Raw genomic sequence first — 12,032 nt, forward strand, 5'->3', positions numbered from 1 at the left:
ACCCTCCACGGATGTTCCGTGAAGGCCACCTTGAGGGACTCTGAGTCCCTCAAGGTGGCCTTCACGCGCTTTTCAGTACTAGGTCTGAGCCTTGCCGCTCGCGTAGCGCGAGATGATCAGCGCGACCAGGATGATCACGCCGTAGATCGCCTTCAGCCACTCCGGCGGCACCTGCGCGACCTGCAGCAGGTTGGTGACCGTCTGCAGGAGCAGCACGCCGGTGAGCGCCCCGACCAGCGTGCCCTTTCCCCCGTCCAGTGAGACACCGCCGATCACCGCAGCCGCGAACACCTGCAGGATCAGCCCGTCACCCTGGTCGGCACCGAGCGCGCCGACGTAGCCCGTGTACGCGAGACCACCGAGCGCGGCCAGCACACCGGCCACCACGAACACGCCCCACGAGATGCGGTCGACCCGGATACCCGCGGCCCGCGCGGCTTCCCGGTTCCCGCCGATGGCGTAGAGCGACCGGCCGATCCGGTGATACCGCAGGCCGAGGCCGAACGCGGTGAACAGCGCCGCGGCCAGCCACACCGACATCGGCAGCCCGAGGAACGTGGTCGTCGCCAGCGCGGTGAACACGTCCAGCTGGTCGAACAGCGTCTTTCCCTGCGTGGAGCCGATCTGCGTACCGCGCAGCACCGTCAGCATCGCCAGCGTGACGATGAAGGCGTTCAGCTTCAGCTTGACGATCAGGAAACCGTTCACGAAACCGATGGCCGCACCGGCCACCAGCACGGCGAGGACCCCCGCGAACCCGGGGATTTCCGTGCCGAAGCCCGAAGACGCCACCGGGATCACCAGCATCGCGCCCAGCGCGGGCGCCATGCCCATGGTGGATTCCAGGGAGAGGTCGAACTTCCCGGTCAGCAGGACCAGCGATTCGCCCAGCACCACCATCGACAGCGCCGCGGACGCGGACAGGATGCCCACGATGCTGCCAAAGGTCAGGAAGGTGTCACTGATCAGTCCTCCGATGACCAGCACCACGATGAGCGCCGGCACCAGGGCCAGTTCCCGCAGCCATTTGAACTTCCGGCGTTTCGGTGGCGCCGCCGTGAGCGACGACGCTTTCGGATCGGTCATCACGTCATGCACCGCGCTCGACTCCTTCGATGTCGGCCACGAGGTCGCCGTCGGACCAGCCGGCCTGGTGTTCGGCGACCACGGCACCGGCGCGCAGCACCAGCACCCGGTCGCTCAGGCGGAGATCGTCCAGCTCGTCGCTGACGATCAGCACCGCCTTGCCTTCGGCCCGCACCCGGTCGACGACCGCGAGCAGGGCCTCCTTCGATTTCACGTCCACCCCGGCGGTCGGGTTGATCAGCACGACCAGACGGGGATCCCCGGCCAGAGCGCGGGCCAGGACGACCTTCTGCTGATTGCCACCGGAAAGATCGGACACCGGCTGCTCGGCGTCGGCCGCGACGATGTCGTAGTCCTCCAACGCCTTCGACGCTCTCGAGTACCTGGCACCCGGCGAAGCGAGGCCCGCCTTGCCCATGCGATCCAAAATGGACAGTGTCGCGTTGTCCATGATGGAGTGTTCGAGGACCAGGCCTTCGTGGTGCCGGTCTCGGGGCACACAGCCGATTCCGGCCCGGATCGCGGCCGGGATGTCGCCCGGCTTCAACGGCTTCCCGTCGACCCTCACGGTGCCCGTGTCCGGCGAACGCAGTCCGTATACGGTTTCGGCGACCTGGTGCTTGCCGCTGGCGTTGCTGCCCGCGAGCCCGAGCACCTCCCCGCGATGGACCCGGAGGGTCACGTCGTGGAAGCCGTCGCCGGAAAGACCGTCGACGGTCAGGACCTCGTCCGCGTCGGAAGCCAGCGCCTCACGGGTGGACGCGTCTCGGACGGAAAGCCCGCCCTGTTCCCCGGTCATCGCGTCGATCAGCTCGGCACGGCCGACTTCCGAGACCGGCGCGGTGAGGATGTGCTTGGCGTCGCGCAGCACGGTGACCGCCTGGCAGACCTCGTACACCTCGTGCAGGTGGTGCGAGATGAACAAGAACGTCACCCCGTTCGCCTGCATCTGGCGCATCCGATCGAAGAGACGCTCGATCGCCTGGCTGTCCAGCTGCGCTGTCGGCTCGTCGAGCACGATGAACCGGGCACCGTAGGAGAGCGCCCTGGCGATCTCGACGAACTGCCGGTCCTCGACCGAGAGTTCCCCGGCCGGGGTGTCGACGTCAACCCGCACGTCCCAGGAATCGAGCAGGTCCCGTGCCTGGCGGCGCAAGCGCTGCCAGCCGATCGCGAAACCCTTGCCGGACTGGCGGTTGAGGAACAGGTTCTCCGCGACGGTCAGCTGCGGGACGACCATCGCGTGCTGGTAGACACAGGCGACCGCACGTTTCCAGTCGTCCTGTTTGGACAGGGACGGGGCGGGGACGCCGCCGAACTCCACGCGTCCGGTGTCCGTTTTGGACAGTCCGGTGAGGATGGAGACCAGCGTCGACTTCCCCGCGCCGTTACGGCCGACGAGTGCGTGCGACTCGCCGGGGTTCACGGTGATGCTGACGTCGGACAGCGCCACGGTCGGGCCGTAGCGTTTACCGACGCCCTGTGCGCTGACCACCGGTACGGCGGCGGAGCCGGCGGGCAGCGCGCTCACAGGTTGTTCCCCCACAGGGCCTTGTCGTCCACGTTGTCCTTGGTGATCACAGGCGCGGGCAACTGGTCTTCGAGGATTCCGGGCCGGATCTCGACGACGGTGCTGTTGTGGTCGGTCGCACCCGGTTTGAAGGTCTCCCCCGCCATGGCCTTCTTGACCCAGTACATGCCGTACTTGGCGTAGTCGTCGGCGGGCTGGGACACGGTCGCGTCGAGTTCGCCCGCGCGGATCGCGGCCAGTTCCTGCGGGATCCCGTCGTTGCTGACCAGCACCACGTGCTTCGGGTCACCGACCGGGAAGTAGAGGTTCTTGCGCTTGAGCGCCTGCTGCGTCGGCGCCAGGTAGACCCCGCCCGCCTGCATGTACACGGCCTTGATGTCCGGATTGGCGATGAGCAGGCTGTCCAAACCGGACGAAGCCTTGTCCGCCTTCCACTCGGCGGCGACCTCGAGCACCTGGACGCCCGGGAACTTCGACTTCATGCATTCCCGGAACGCCTCGGAGCGGTCGCGGCCGTTGACCGAGGCCAGGTCGCCCATGACCTGCACGACCTTGCCCGAAGTGACCTTCGCGCCGATCGCCTCACAGGCCTTGGTGCCGTAGGCCTTGTTGTCCGCGCGCACCACCATGGCGACCTTGCCGCCCTCCGGGGCGACGTCGACGGCGACCACCGGGACGCCCTTGTTCTCCGCGGCCTTCAACCCCGCCACCACCGCGGCCGAGTCGATCGGTGTCACGACGAGACCCTTGACGCCCTGGTTGAGCAGGGTGTTGATGTCGGTGATCTGCTTCGCCGAATCGCTGTCCGCGTTGACCGTGGGCAGCGCGTCGACGCCCTGCTCCTTCGCCTTCTGCGGCACGTAGTTGTTGTAGGCCTGCCAGAACGGCGAGGTCAGCAGCGGAATCGTCGCGCCGACCTTCCCGCCCTGACCGCCGTTTCCGCCCGGCGCGGCCGCGCTGTCCTTTGTGGACCCGCAGGCCGACAGGGCCAGCCCGAGCGCGGTGGCCGCGGCGGCCACCATGATCACCCTCGTACGCACCGCATCCTCCTTGATGTGATGACAGCGGGAAAACTACTGCTGGACCGGGCCGCGCGGACGCAGCCCGTACATCCCACCGTCCACGGCGAGCGCCGTGCCGGTGGTCGAAGCCGAAAGCGGGCTGGCGAGGTACACGATCGCGTTCGCGACCTCGTCCGCGGTGACCAGTCTGCCCATCGGCTGCCGGGCGGCCAGCGCGGCCCGCTCGGCCTCCGGGTCGGCCGCCGAGTCGAGCAGCCTGCCGACCCACGGGGTGTCCGCGGTGCCGGGGCAGACGCAGTTGACCCGGATCTTGTCGGCGAGGTGATCGGTCGCCATCGCCAGGGTCAGCGAGAGCACCGCGCCCTTGCTGGCCGAATACAGCGCCCGGTCGGGCAAGCCCGCCCACGCGGCGATCGAGCAGGTGTTGACGATCGCCGCCGACGGCGAGTTCTTCAGGTGCGGCAGCGCCGCCCGCGCGAGCCGCACCATGCCGACGACGTTGACGTCGAGCACCCGGTGCCATTCGTCGTCGTCATTGCCGGTGACGTCGCCCTGCGCGCCGATGCCGGCGTTGTTGACCACGATGTCGAGCCTGCCGAACCGTTCGGTGACCGCGTCGATCGCCGAACGCACCTCGTCGTCCGAGCCGACGTCGCACCGGAATCCGGTGAGCCCGGCCGGGAGTTCGCCCGGTTTCAGGTCGAGCACCGCGACCTGCGCCCCGCGCGAGGCGAGCAGGTCCGCGACGGCCCGGCCGATCCCGGACGCCCCACCGGTGACGGCGGCGACGAGGCCTTCGAATTCACTCACTTACTGTCTCCGTCCACTCAGGACCGTCGGGGAACCGGAACCGGCGCAGGGTCGCGTCGTGCATCCGCGCGGAAAAACCCGGCGCGGACGGCGCGAGGTACCGCCCGTCGGCCACGACGGCCGGATCGGTGAAGTGCTCGTGGAGATGGTCGACCCATTCGATCGACCGGTCGGTCTCCGATCCGGAAACCGCCACGTAGTCGAACATCGACAGATGCCGCACGAGTTCGCACAGCCCGACCCCGCCGGCGTGCGGGCACACCGGGACGCCGAACTTGGCCGCCAGCAACAGGATCGCCAGGTTCTCGTTGAACCCGCCGACCCGGGCCGCGTCCAGCTGCAGCACCGAGATCGCGTCCGCCTGCAGCAGTTGCTTGAACACCACCCGGTTCTGCACGTGTTCACCGGTGGCCACGCGGATCGGGGCGAGCGCCTTGGCGATCGCGGCGTGCCCGAGCACGTCGTCCGGTGACGTGGGCTCCTCGATCCAGTACGGGTCGTACGGCGCGAGCGCGGTCATCCAGGCGATCGCGCTGGAGACGTCCCAGCGCTGGTTCGCGTCGACGGCCACGCGGATGCCCGTGCCGACGGTCTCGCGGGCGAGCTTCATCCGGCGGACGTCGTCTTCAAGATTGCCGCCGACCTTCAGCTTGATCATCTCGAAGCCGTCGGCGACCGCTTGTTCGGCGAGCCGGACGAGCTTGGCGTCGGAGTAGCCGAGCCAGCCGGGCGACGTGCTGTAGGCGCGGTATCCCTCGCGTTCGATCCGCGCGATCCGCTCCGCGCGACCGGGTTCGGCGGCGCGGAGGATGTCGAGCGCCTCCTCTTCGGTGAGCGCGTCGGACAAGTAGCGGAAGTCGACGAGGGACACCAGGTCCTCGGGCGACATCTCGGCGGCGAAGCGCCAGACGGGAAGGCCGGCGATCCGCGCGGCGAGGTCCCAGGCGGCGTTGACCACCGCGCCGATCGCCATATGCGCGACGCCCTTTTCCGGGCCGAGCCACCGCAGCTGCGAGTCGCCGACCAGTGCGCGCGACAGCTCGCCGAGCGCGGCCGCGTCCGCGGGGACGTCCCGGCCGACGACATGCGGTTCGAGCGCGCGGATCGCCGCGGCCTGGACGTCGTTGCCGCGGCCGATGGTGAAGGCGAGGCCGTACCCGTCGGGCCCGCCGTCGGTGTGGAGCACGACGTACGCGGCCGAATAGTCCGGGTCGGGGTTCATGGCGTCCGAACCGTCCAGGTCCCGTGAGGTGGGGAACCGGACGTCGAGCACCTCCATGCCGACGATCTTCGTCATGCCTGCCTCACGGTCTGGCGCTGGCGGCCGAGGCCGTCGATCTCGAGCTCGATGACGTCACCTTCCCGCAGGTACGGCTTGGGTTCCGGCTGTCCGAGCGCGACGCCCTGCGGAGTGCCGGTGTTGATCAGATCGCCGGGCCGCAGCACCATGAACCGGCTCAGATAATGCACGATCTCGGCGACCGTGAAGATCATGTCCTTGGTGGACGAATCCTGCTTCTTCTCGCCGTTGACCCACAGCTTCAGGCCGAGGTCCTGCGGGTCGGCCACCTCGTCGGCGGTGACCAGCCACGGGCCGAGCGGGTTGAAGTTCTCGCACGACTTGCCCTTGTCCCACTGACCGCCGCGTTCGAGCTGGAACTCCCGCTCGGAGACGTCATTGGAGACGGTGTACCCGGCGACGTACTCAAGGGCTTCTTCGACACTGTCGAGGTACCGCGCGGTCTTGCCGATGACGATGCCGAGCTCGACCTCCCAGTCCGTCTTGGTCGAGTTGCGCGGCACGAGCACGTCGTCGTTCGGGCCGACGACGACGTCGGAGGCCTTCATGAACACGACCGGCTCGGTCGGCACGGCGGCGCCGGACTCCTCGGCGTGCCGCCGGTAGTTGAGGCCGATACAGACGACCTTGCCCGGCCGGGCGATCGGCGCGGCGACCCTGGCCCGCGCGGATTCAGGGCCGGCTTCGGGCAGCTCACCCGCGGCCAGCGCGGCCGCGACCCTGGCGACACCGTCGCCCGCGAAGAAGCTGCCATCGATGTCGGCGGTCAGCCCCGCGAGCTCGCGCAGCGTGCCGTCCCCGGCACGTACGAACGGACGCTCACTTCCCGGCTCCCCGAGACGCAACAGCTGCACGGATTTTCCCTTCCCACCGAACCGCCAAGAATCAACGGCTCCAACAGCAACGAACAGACATCCGATGTATACCCGACCGTGTCCGGCCAGATCTAGAGGTCGTCCGGATTTGTCCCGAAAATTGATCGGATCAGTCAGCGATACCCAGCTGACCTGCGCAGTGTCGTAGGTCACACGGGGAATAGTTACCTACTCTAAGCAAGTTGTTCTTCGCGGAACACTCAGTGGTTGCCATCGGAAGGCCTTCGAGGGTAGTCGGCGGATCCAGGTTTCCGCTGGGCGTGCGGCCGCGAGGTCCTCGTACCGGGTTGTACTCGGGCCTTGCGGCCGTGCGTCCAGCGGGAACCTGGGCCGTCGAGACCCCCGGAGGACTTCCGATGGTGACCACTTAGCCTGGGGAAGGAAGAGCATGACCATCGCGCCCGAGCGAGTGGAAGAACCTCTCACGCGACCGACCATGACCGGACGCGCCCGGTTCGTTTTGATTCTCGGCTGCTTGTCCGCCTTCGGGCCCCTGTCGATCGACATGTACCTGCCCGCACTGCCGCAGATGGCGGGCGAACTGCACGCGGCGGACGCGACCGTCCAGCTCACGCTGAGCGCCTTCATCATCGGCCTCGCGCTCGGGCAGCTCGTCCTCGGACCTCTTTCGGACGCGATCGGCCGCCGCAAGCCCCTCGTGGCCGGCCTCGCGCTCTACATCGTCGGATCGATCCTGTGCGCCCTCGCCCCTAGCGCCGACCTGCTCATCGCCGCCCGCGGCGTCCAGGCCTTCGGCGCCGCCGCCGGGATCGTGATCGCCAGGGCGACCGTGCGCGACCTCTACTCCGGCACCGCGATGACGAAGTTCTTCTCGCTGCTCATGCTGGTCAACGGGCTCGCCCCGATCCTGGCGCCGATCATCGGCGGCCAGATCCTGAACTGGACGTCGTGGCGCGGGGTGTTCGTCTGCCTGACCGCGTTCGGCGCGATCCTGCTCACCGTCGTGTTCTTCCTGCTCCCTGAGCCCCTGCCCGAGGAACGCCGCACGCCGGCGCGGCTCGGCTCGGTGCTGCGGACCTACGCGAGCCTGCTCGCCGACCGCCGTTTCCTCGGCTACGCGCTGGCTTCCGGGCTGATGTTCGGCAGCCTGTTCGCCTACATCTCCGGTTCGTCCTTCGCCCTGCAGGGCGTCTACGGGCTCAGCCCGCAGGACTACAGCCTGGTCTTCGGCCTCAACGGCATCGGCATCGTGCTCGTCGGCCAGCTCAACGGCCGGATCGTCGGCCGCTTTCCGGAACGGAAGCTGCTCACCATCGGCCTGGTCGTCGCGGCCGTGGCCGGTTTCGGCGTGCTGGCGGCCGCGGCGATGGACCTGAGCCTGGTCGGGCTGCTGATCCCGCTGTTCATCCTGGTGTCGAGCATCGGCATGGTGGCACCGAACGCGAGCTCGCTCGCCCTGTCCGAGCAGGCGCGCTCCGCCGGTTCGGCGTCGGCGCTGCTCGGCGTGCTGCAGTTCGTCGTCGGCGGTCTCGCGACGCCGCTGGTCGGGCTCGGTGGCGCGGGCACCGCAGTGCCGATGGGGATCACGATGGCGGCCTTCGGCGTACTGGCGCTGCTGGCTTTCGCCACGCTCACACGCCCGCCGCGCCTCGTGGTCGCTCAGGAGGCGTAGCCGCTGCGGGACGCTATGAACGACTCGTTACTTGCAAATTTTGCAAGTAACGAGTCGTTCATAGCGTCCGGGGGCCGTCACCCAAGCGTCTTGAGTTCCGCGGTCCTCAGCTGATCCGCGGTCACCGTGGCCCGCCCGTCGACGAGCGCCTTGAGCGCGTCCCCGTCGTCCCACTGGTTGACGTTCATCGCGGCGGTCACCTGACCGTCGCGCAGCCAGAACGCGGTGAAGTCGCGGGCCGCGAGATCGCCCCGGACGACGAGTTCGTCGCGTTCGGGGTCGGCCAGGCCGCGGTATTCGCAGCCGAGGTCGTACTGGTCGGAGAAGAAATACGGGCTCTTCAGGTACGGCTCGTTCTCCCCGAGCAGGTTCCCTGCCACGTGTTCGCCTTGCCACTTCGCGCCTGCCCAGTGTTCGACGCGGACGCGTTTTCCGTAGCGGGGATGGAAATGCGCGGCGATATCGCCGATCGCGTAGACGTCGGGCGCGGCGGTCCGCAGACCGGCGTCGGCGCAGACACCGCCGTCGTCGGACAGTTCCAGCCCGGCGGCGTGGGCGAGGTCGACCCGCGGGGCGGCGCCGACGGCCACCAGCACGACGTCCGCGGGAAGTTCTTCGCCACTCTTCAGGCGGACCCCGGTCACCCCATCGGGCTCACCGGTGAATCCGGCGACCCCTTCCTTCAGCCGCCAGTTCACGCCGTGCTGCGTGTGGAGGTCCTTGAACACCCCGGACACCTGCTCGCCGAGCACGGCCAGCAGCGGTGAACCGACCTGGTCGACCACGGTCACCTCGGCGCCGTGTTCCCTGGCGGCCGCCGCGGCTTCGGAACCGATCCACCCGGCCCCGACGATCACCACCCGTTCGGCGTCCTTGAACGCCGAACGTAAGGCCAACGCGTCGTCGAGAGTGCGCAAGGTCCGCAGCCCGGGCAGGTCACCGCCGGGCACCGGGAGCGGACGCGGCTGGGATCCGGTGGCGAGGACCAGCCGGTCGAAGCGGTGCTCACCACCGACGTCGTCGAGCACGAGCCGCGTACCGAGTTCGATCCTGGTCGCGGTCGCCCCACGTTTGTGTTCGATGTTCTTCTCTTCGTAGAAACCCTCGTCGTGCACCCAATCGGGTTCCTCGGCCTTGCCCAGCAGAAGACCTTTGGACAACGGCGGCAATTCATACGGACGGTGAGTGTCGGTGCCGAGCAGCAGGATCTCGCCCTCGTAGCCGCGCTCTCGCAGCGTCCCGGCGGCCGTCGCGCCCGCCAGACCAGCACCGACGATGACGATCTTCCTGGGTTCGGACATCACGGCCTCCCAAGCGGCTTCTCTTCGCGGACGCTACTCCCGTTCGGGTCGCCTCGCCCAGAGCCGGATTGCCCGTCCGGCCCAGTGGACGTCGTAAATGATCACGAACCGCGTGGACGGTTAACCCATCAGTAGGAATGTCGGGTAACCCGCGTCACGCCGCCGAAACCGCCCCGTCCCAGCCACGGACGAGAAAGGGAGATCATGAGCACTGGAAGGATGAGGACCTTGGCACCCCGGGACGAATGGTCGGTCGGCTGCCGGGACCTGGCAGGCAGGCGCAGGGACGTGACGGTGTTCGTGAGCAGCGACAAGATCGTGCTCGTGGCACCGCCCGGAGAGGCCGCCGTACTCGGGCCGCTGGACGTGGGGCGCTTGCGTGCCGCGCTCCGCGACGCCGTGGTCGCGGTGGCCCAGCATCCGGATCACCATGAATGACAACTACCGTTCCTACTTCTGAGTAGGTAGAGTCGGCTCCGTTCGAAAGGAGCAGGCCATGACCACCTACTTCGTGACGGGCGCGACGGGTTTCCTGGGAAAACGCCTGGTCGCGCGCCTACTGCGGCGACCTGAGACCGTAGCCGTCCATGTACTGGTGAGGGAGACCTCACGCGGGAAGCTCCCGAGCCACGAAAAGCTCGTTCCCGTCACCGGCGACCTGACCGAACCCACGCTGGGCGTCGACCCGGCCAAGGTGGGACACCTCGACCACGTCGTGCACCTCGGCGCGATCTACGACCTCACCGCGGACGAAGCCGCGAACAGGTCGGCCAACGTCGACGGCACCCGCAACGTCCTGGAGTTCGCGGCCGCCGCGAAGGCCGGGATCTTCCACCACGTCTCCTCGATCGCGGTGGCCGGCGAGTACGCCGGACGCTTCACCGAGGCCGATTTCGACCTCGGCCAGAGCTTCGCTTCGCCGTACCACGCGACGAAGTTCGAGGCCGAGAAGCTCGTGCGACGGCACGGGAAGACGCCGTACCGGGTGTACCGGCCGTCCGCCGTCGCCGGCGATTCGCGCACCGGCGAGATGGACAAGATCGACGGCCCGTACTACTTCCTCCCCGCGATCTCGCGCCTCTCCGCGCTGCCTCGCCGTTTCCCGCTGGCCGCCCCTGATCTCGGCGCGACGAACCTGGTCCCGGTCGACTACGTCGTCGAAGCGCTCGAGCACCTCATGCACGCCGACGCCCCGAGCGGCAGCACCTACCACCTCGCGTCGCCACGCCCCCAGCCGCTGCACGAGGTCTACAACGCCTTCGCGCGGGCCGCGGGCGCGCCGAAGATCTCCGCCGTGCTCCCCGCCCGGCCGTCCGGAGCGCTCAAACGCGCCGGGACCCGTCTGGCGAAGTCCGCGGCGGCGGGGCTCGACCGCGTTCCGGGCGGCCGTTCGGCACGCGCGGCGGTGCTGAAGGAACTCGGCATCCCGCTCGAAGTCCTGCCGCATCTGAGCATGGACGTCGACTTCGACACGAGCGCGACCACCGCCGCGCTCGAAGGCAGCGGGATCACCTTGCCGCCGTTGAAGGAGTACGCCGGTCCGCTGTACCGGTACTGGCTCGAACACCTGGATCCCGACCGCGGCCGCCGTCGCCCGGGTCCGGAACCGTTGAGCGGCCGCAAGGTGCTGATCACCGGCGCGTCTTCCGGCATCGGGCGCGCGTCGGCGCTGGCCATCGCCGCGAAGGGCGGCGAAGTGATCCTCGTGGCCAGGCGAGTCGACGAACTCGAAGAGGTCCGCGAGCAGATCGTCGCGGCCGGCGGCAAGGCCTCCACCTACCCCTGCGATCTCACCGACGGCGACGCGGTCGACGCTCTGGTCAAGGACGTGCTCGCCGCGCACGGCGCCGTCGACATGCTGGTCAACAACGCGGGCCGCTCGATCCGCCGCTCGCTTTCGCTGTCCACCGAACGGTTCCACGACTTCGAGCGCACGATGGCGATCAACTACTTCGGTCCCGTGCGGCTGATCCTCGGGCTGCTGCCGTCGATGACGGAACGCGGATTCGGCCACGTCGTCAACGTGACGACGCAAGGGCTGCAGACCGACACGCCCCGGTTTTCCGCTTACCTGGCCTCGAAGGCCGCGCTGGAGGAGTTCGGGCTGACCGCCGGACGGGAAACGCTTTCCGACGGCATCACCTTCACCTCGGTGCGGATGCCCCTGGTGCGTACCGACATGATCGCGCCCACCGGGTCCTACCGCGGCCTGCCGGCGAGTTCGCCCGAACGCGCCGCCCGTCTCGTGGTGAAGGCACTCGAGGAACGGCCGGAGATCCTCAATCTGCCCGAAGGCAAGGCCGCCGAACTGGTGACGCTCGTCGCACCCAAGACGGTGCGGTTCTTCGCCCACCTCGCCTACCGGGCGATGCCGGAGTCCGCGCCGGAAACCCGTGGCCTGCCCCGGAAGGCTCCGCTGGCCTCCGTGGCGGGCGCGGTCACCAAGCTGGTCTGGCGCCGCCGTCCCTGACGTC

10 protein-coding genes are annotated in these 12,032 nt (G+C 68.6%); 3 read left to right on the forward strand and 7 right to left on the reverse strand.

Annotation, left to right across the window (positions count from 1 at the left end):
• Positions 1–78: 78 nt before the first annotated feature.
• Genes ACLJRL_RS30200 through ACLJRL_RS30225 form a run of 6 tightly spaced genes read right to left on the reverse strand, consistent with a single transcriptional unit; the run spans position 79 to position 6,603 of the window.
• Entirely contained in the window at positions 79–1,098 is a 1,020-nt protein-coding gene (locus tag ACLJRL_RS30200) for an ABC transporter permease (RefSeq protein ID WP_410659717.1), read from the reverse strand.
• Entirely contained in the window at positions 1,091–2,617 is a 1,527-nt protein-coding gene (locus ACLJRL_RS30205) for a sugar ABC transporter ATP-binding protein (RefSeq protein WP_410659718.1), read from the reverse strand. Before ACLJRL_RS30205 ends, ACLJRL_RS30200 begins: the two co-directional genes overlap by 8 nt.
• Positions 2,614–3,645, reverse strand: a complete 1,032-nt coding sequence (locus tag ACLJRL_RS30210) for a sugar ABC transporter substrate-binding protein (protein ID WP_410659907.1) — start codon at positions 3,643–3,645, stop codon at positions 2,614–2,616. The genes ACLJRL_RS30205 and ACLJRL_RS30210 overlap by 4 nt, the downstream gene beginning before the upstream one ends.
• 45 nt (positions 3,646–3,690) lie before the next feature.
• Positions 3,691–4,449 carry an SDR family NAD(P)-dependent oxidoreductase gene (locus tag ACLJRL_RS30215; RefSeq protein WP_410659719.1) on the reverse strand — a complete coding sequence of 253 codons (759 nt, stop codon included), beginning with the start codon at positions 4,447–4,449 and terminating at the stop codon, positions 3,691–3,693.
• Complete coding sequence (locus ACLJRL_RS30220; protein WP_410659720.1) at positions 4,442–5,746, reverse strand: enolase C-terminal domain-like protein; 1,305 nt, start codon at positions 5,744–5,746, stop codon at positions 4,442–4,444. The genes ACLJRL_RS30215 and ACLJRL_RS30220 overlap by 8 nt, the downstream gene beginning before the upstream one ends.
• Entirely contained in the window at positions 5,743–6,603 is an 861-nt protein-coding gene (locus ACLJRL_RS30225) for a fumarylacetoacetate hydrolase family protein (RefSeq protein ID WP_410659721.1), read from the reverse strand. Before ACLJRL_RS30225 ends, ACLJRL_RS30220 begins: the two co-directional genes overlap by 4 nt.
• A gap of 409 nt (positions 6,604–7,012) precedes the next feature.
• Here ACLJRL_RS30225 and ACLJRL_RS30230 point away from each other — a divergent pair, with 409 nt between their 5' ends.
• Positions 7,013–8,257, forward strand: coding sequence for a Bcr/CflA family multidrug efflux MFS transporter (locus tag ACLJRL_RS30230; RefSeq protein ID WP_410659722.1), 1,245 nt, complete (start codon positions 7,013–7,015; stop codon positions 8,255–8,257).
• 77 nt (positions 8,258–8,334) lie between these two features.
• Here ACLJRL_RS30230 and ACLJRL_RS30235 read toward each other — a convergent pair whose 3' ends face one another.
• On the reverse strand, positions 8,335–9,558 hold the full coding sequence (locus ACLJRL_RS30235; protein WP_410659723.1) for an NAD(P)/FAD-dependent oxidoreductase: 1,224 nt from the start codon (positions 9,556–9,558) through the stop codon (positions 8,335–8,337).
• 204 nt (positions 9,559–9,762) lie between these two features.
• On the opposite strand from ACLJRL_RS30235, the gene ACLJRL_RS30240 reads away from it, so the two are divergent.
• Entirely contained in the window at positions 9,763–9,996 is a 234-nt protein-coding gene (locus tag ACLJRL_RS30240; protein WP_410659724.1) for a hypothetical protein, read from the forward strand.
• A 58-nt stretch (positions 9,997–10,054) separates the two neighbouring features.
• The gene (locus ACLJRL_RS30245) at positions 10,055–12,028 is read left to right on the forward strand and encodes an SDR family oxidoreductase (RefSeq protein ID WP_410659725.1); all 1,974 of its coding nucleotides are present in this window, start codon (positions 10,055–10,057) and stop codon (positions 12,026–12,028) included.
• Positions 12,029–12,032: the final 4 nt, after the last annotated feature.

Source organism: Amycolatopsis sp. lyj-112, from assembly GCF_046549055.1.
GTDB lineage: Bacteria > Actinomycetota > Actinomycetes > Mycobacteriales > Pseudonocardiaceae > Amycolatopsis.